This is a genomic window from Treponema sp. R6D11 (assembly GCF_054786075.1).
Genome location: NZ_BDHD01000839.1, coordinates 1 through 483 on the forward strand (window position 1 = coordinate 1; position 483 = coordinate 483).

At 33.5% G+C, this 483-nt stretch carries 1 protein-coding gene; it reads left to right on the plus strand.

Annotation, left to right across the window (positions count from 1 at the left end; translation table 11 throughout):
* Window positions 1-364 precede the first annotated feature (364 nt).
* Window positions 365-483, plus strand: a 119-nt coding sequence (locus ACYVTD_RS16410; RefSeq protein ID WP_461248736.1) for a sigma-70 factor domain-containing protein, incomplete at its 3' end; no start/stop codon positions are given.

Here is a 483-nt window from a genome sequence, read left to right on the forward strand (position 1 = left end):
ATCCAATATATTTCAAAAACTCCTGCAACCGCAGGAACTTTGGTGATAATATCATAGCGATCGGCTTTTGAAAGAGGAGACCATTGAACAAAATAGTAAATATCTCCGTTCTTTTCTGTCGCTGTAATGCCGTAATTCATACCTTACTTTACCATATCAAGATAACATTTTCTATACATAAATAATTAAGATAGTATGAAAAATAATACACATTAAGAACTGTCGGTTTATCAACTACCTCTATTTCTTGCGTAATTCCTTATCTGATAAAGAATTACAGGAAAATAAATCAAATAAGCGTCTACTTGGCACGGATCTTGCTACATAGTTATTGAGGATTTTGCCATTTGGCAAGGAGGAGATTATGATAAAAAAAACGCAAAAGAACAGCGAGGATTTACTTGATACCTATTGCAGGCAGATAAAGGTATTTCCACTTTTATCTTTTGAGCAAGAAGTGGAATTATCTAAACAGGTACAGGA